General features: G+C 36.2%; 4 protein-coding genes. 2 read left to right on the forward strand and 2 right to left on the reverse strand.

Translation table 11 applies throughout. The annotated features are described in order from the left end of the window. Both ACPYKA_RS19215 and ACPYKA_RS19220 read left to right on the forward strand, forming a co-directional pair. The coding region (locus ACPYKA_RS19215; protein ID WP_479543809.1) for an ArsA family ATPase at positions 1-885 on the forward strand (885 nt) is incomplete at its 5' end. Between the two features lie 16 nt (positions 886-901). Then, positions 902-1,882, forward strand: coding sequence for a zinc-binding dehydrogenase (locus tag ACPYKA_RS19220; RefSeq protein ID WP_479543810.1), 981 nt, complete (start codon positions 902-904; stop codon positions 1,880-1,882). A gap of 584 nt (positions 1,883-2,466) precedes the next feature. Here the strand turns inward: ACPYKA_RS19220 and ACPYKA_RS19225 are convergent. Together ACPYKA_RS19225 and ACPYKA_RS19230 are read right to left on the reverse strand one after the other, a co-directional pair. Further along, complete coding sequence (locus ACPYKA_RS19225) at positions 2,467-3,627, reverse strand: Ger(x)C family spore germination protein (RefSeq protein ID WP_479543811.1); 1,161 nt, start codon at positions 3,625-3,627, stop codon at positions 2,467-2,469. Next, positions 3,614-4,535, reverse strand: a 922-nt coding sequence (locus ACPYKA_RS19230; RefSeq protein WP_479543812.1) for a GerAB/ArcD/ProY family transporter, incomplete at its 5' end; no start/stop codon positions are given. The genes ACPYKA_RS19225 and ACPYKA_RS19230, both read right to left, overlap by 14 nt.

Genomic DNA, 4,535 nt, shown 5'->3' on the forward strand with positions numbered 1-4,535 from the left:
GTAGGGAAATCAACTTCGTCTGCAGCAATTGCGTTACGCACCGCCCAATCTGGACAAAAAACATTATTAATATCAACAGACCCAGCACATAATATTGGTCATATTTTTGAACAAAAAATAGGTGGAGACACGACAAAAATTGCCGATAATCTCTATGCACTTGAAATTGACCCCGAACAAGAAACTGCTCAATATATTAAAAGTGTAAAAGAAAACATTAAAGGGGTGGTCCAGCCAACGATGATGGAAGAAGTCCACAGACAATTGGATACGGCAAAGGCATCCCCAGGTGCAGATGAAGCTGCTCTTTTTGATAAACTGATTTCAATTATATTAGAAGAGAGTTCAAATTTTGATAAACTCATTTTTGATACAGCTCCGACTGGTCATACGATCCGCCTCCTTTCTTTACCTGAATTAATGAGCATCTGGATTCAAGGATTACTTGAAAAACGTCATAAGACTAAAGAAAATTATTCTCGTTTATTGCATGACGGAGAACCGGTGGAAGATCCTATTTTCGATGTGCTACAGGAACGGCAACAGCGCTTCGCTAAAGTTCGGGAAATAATGTTAGATGCCAAGCAAACAGGATTTATTTTTGTATTAAACCCGGAACAGCTTCCTATTGCTGAAACAAAAAATGCTATTGAGTTGCTGGACAAGTACCGCCTAGAAGTAAAAACACTTATCGTTAATCGTGTGTTACCTGAAAGTAACGAAGGTGAATTTTTTAAACAACGAAAGAAATATGAAAAGAAGTATATAGAAAAAATTATCGATGAATTTTCTGATAAACAATTAATTTTCGTCCCATTCTTCTCACATGATATAATAAATATTGAACAATTAGAAAAATTTTCTCAATATTTATTAGAAAAATAGAAGGGATTGATTTTTCATGAAAGCATTTGTACTCGAACAAGGTGAATTAAAAGTAAGTGAAATGCCAGAACCAAAAGCGGAAAAAGGGGAAGTAGTTGTTTCTCTAAAAGTGGCAGGACTGAACAGACGAGATTTATACATAAAAAACCGTTGGGGGAAAAAAGAAGAAGCCTTAATACTTGGCTCAGATGGAGCAGGTGTGGTGGAAGAAGTAGGAGAGGGGGTAGAGCATCTTTCAGTTGGAGATGAGGTAATTATAAATCCGGCGTTACGATGGGATAAAAATAGCGATGCTCCCCCAGCAGGTTTCGACATTTTAGGTATGCCGGATCATGGAACAATTGCAGAAAAAATTGCAATATCCGCTAAACAAGTTGAAAAGAAGCCAGCTCACCTATCATGGGAAGAAGCGGGGGTGCTCGCACTTGCTGGATTAACGGGTTACCGGGCGCTTGTTACAAAAGGAAATGTACAAAAAGGACAAACTGTTTTAATCCCTGGTGCTGGAAGTGGTGTTGCTACCTATATTATTCAGTTTGCTAAAGCATTTGGTGCTCGAGTGATTGTTACGTCTCGTAGTGCGGAAAAAAGAGAACAAGCTTTAAAAATTGGTGCCGATCGTGCTATCGATTCGAATAGTGACTGGGAAATTGAACTTCAAGACGAAACGATTGACCTAGTTATTGACAGTGTTGGTAGGGCAACATTTAACAAATCGCTCCAAGTTTTAAAACAAGGTGGGCGCATCGTTATTTTCGGAGCGACAACCGAAGATACAGTAGATTTTAATTTACGAGATTTTTTCTATGGTCAGTATCAATTATTCGGTTCCACCATGGGGAGCAGGGAAGAGTTAAGGGAGTTAATTGCATTGATGGAAAAAGAGAAAATCAAACCCGTTGTTGGACATACATTTAAATTGGAAGACATACAAGACGCCTTCGATTTCCTTGAAGTAAATAATCAGTTTGGAAAAATTGCAATTAAAATTTCTTAATCGTATCGCTAAGATAATTTTCCTACAAATGGTATATTTCGCTAAAATCGATTAACAAGGGGCATCTGCTGCCCCTCATTTTTAATCGCTTTAAGATAGCGGAAATCATTTTTGGGCTTCGTATTGTTGCTAAACAGCCAAATATTTAGAATGCCAACATTTTGCGAATAAGCTTGACATTTAGAACGCCAGCACATTTTACGAATTAGCTCACCATTTTAGAACGACTTCACATTTTGCGAATAAGCTAGATATTTAAAACGCCAACACATTTTGCACAATCAACTCGATTTTTAGATCGACTTCGCATGTTGCGATTCAACCCGATATCTTTTGGTTGATTTGACATGGTACAAAACTTATGATGTCAAGCGATTCTCGAACGATTAGTAAGCTCTAATCAATCATTGACTGCGCCCTTATTCCTTCACTTTTCCTTTTTCCATGGGGGATCACCGTATTCATGTAGGCGAAGGTTAATTTTGTAAATAACGTAAGGGACAGCAAATGCTAAAATATTACAAAAAACTCTTAACGGTTCGGTGATACTTTCCATAAATAGTTTTCCCAATTAACTCACCCTTTTATTTCGTTTTATTTGTTGTACCGATGGAGAAAATTTCAGTTGTAACATTGACATCGAAATTTACATTCTTAAAATAATATTCGCCTTTTTCCCAATCATCTTTCACTTGTTTCCATGTGTCATAATGTTTTGTTTCCAATTCCTGCCATATATCGAATACGTCAGCTCCTAGTTCTTCCTGTCCTTTTTTAAGTGTTTTTTGAATCGTTTTTTCTACTTTATTGGAAACTGCATGTTGAATGGAATCTATTTCAGATGGCTTTGTGAGGTCTTCTTGATTAAATGCTTCTTTTATTATACCTTTAATTTCAATATCAATCGTAACGTTTATGTCGTTTATATTTTTCGGGTCGACTGAAATTTTATTATCTAATTCAACGACCTTTAATGCAAATGTTTTTTCCTTATATGGAAATTCGATGATTTTTGTTGTATGCTCTCTTTTTAACATTTCCAGTCCTTCCATTTCTTCCTCATGAAAAAGACCGACCATTTTATTTGATGGTCCATGAAACACGGCTCCCCCTATATAATCGATATATTCATTTAGCTGAAGATAAGGTAAAATATAACTATTTTCCCGTAAATGAAATTCTTCAATATCACCGATAACTTTTGGTTTTAAAAATCCGACTTGTTCACTGCTCTTTTCCAATATGTCTTCAATATGCAGTATGGGTAATTTCTTATCAGCAGGAGAATAGTCAAGCACCTCTTTTGCCTTCCCTCCAGAAACAACTACCTTAATCCCACGACGTAAATTAACATTACGAACATACGTATCTAGTAAATTGGAAAGTAAATGTTCTTGTCTAGCAACATCTTCTGAAACGACAAGGACTGCAAAATGTTCAAAATATGGAACATTACTGGATACAGATGCTAATTCTTCCTCCATTGCGTAAATGCTTTTCCCTGTTGAAGTGTAATTTATAAACGCATTTTTATCCCCGCCCTCATTTTGTGAAGGGGCAGTCATTCCAGGTATAACCATCTGATTCGTAATCGCCAACTCAGGATTTTTTGCATTTCCCTCATCTTCTATATCGATCGCATTTCCAATTATAAATCCTCGGTCTTCAATATTGACAACATCCCAGCACCCAGCAAGCATGATGGAACAGAGGCAGAGAGAATAGATATACTTATGTTTTTTCACGGCTTGTAACACCTCGAATTTTTGCGATTATGTATAATCCAATAATAACCGAAGACGCAAAGTAAAGAGCGGATTTCCCTAATATACTTGCGATCATTCTCACCTGATCAACCTGTTGTGGAAACATGGTAATGTAATAAACAATTGGTGACAAAATGAATGTTAGTATTCTTTTATTCATCTGTTTAAAAATAGATGATAATAGTAAAACACATATATCCAAGAAAATTGTAACTATATTAAATATCGCCATAATCCAAATCGTAAAAACAAGTGCGTCAATTCGCTCAAATATCCCGCCCGGAATATCTATTCGCTTTGCTAATTCAATCGTTGGATACTCTAAGTTTCCTGTCACGGCATTGCCAAAAATACCGATCGCTACTAAAAAAATCATCACATAAAAACCGGTTGGTATGCTCATTCCAATGATAACTTTTTTCGTCAGATGTTGTGGTTTTTTAATCAAAAAAACGTAAAATAGCCCGATACCATAGCCGACATATGCATCAAATGATTTTGTTATTCCTTTTATATAATCCTTTATATCTGATTGAAACAACGGCAAGTAATTTACCGGCTCTATCCATTGGATATTAAACAGTCCTACCAATACAAAAGCCAATAAAATAATGGGAAGAAATAGAACATTCAAACGAAAAATACCAGCCCTTGACCCGGAGACAGCATAAATGACGACAAGCAAAAATGAAAGTGCCAACACTTCCATCGGTGTATGATCAAACAAGTATTGCTGAGAAATAAAAGCAACGGATCGAATTGCAAAAGCACTTATGAAAAGGGAAAGAATGATATAAATAAACGCAAGTATCATTGCTACTGGTCTAGTAACGAGATAAGACGTATAAGACAAAAACGACTGTTCAGGAAAAAGGGTGGCTACTTTG

It is taken from the genome of Pseudogracilibacillus amylolyticus (SeqCode), assembly GCF_051918545.1.
Lineage (GTDB): Bacteria > Bacillota > Bacilli > Bacillales > Amphibacillaceae > Pseudogracilibacillus.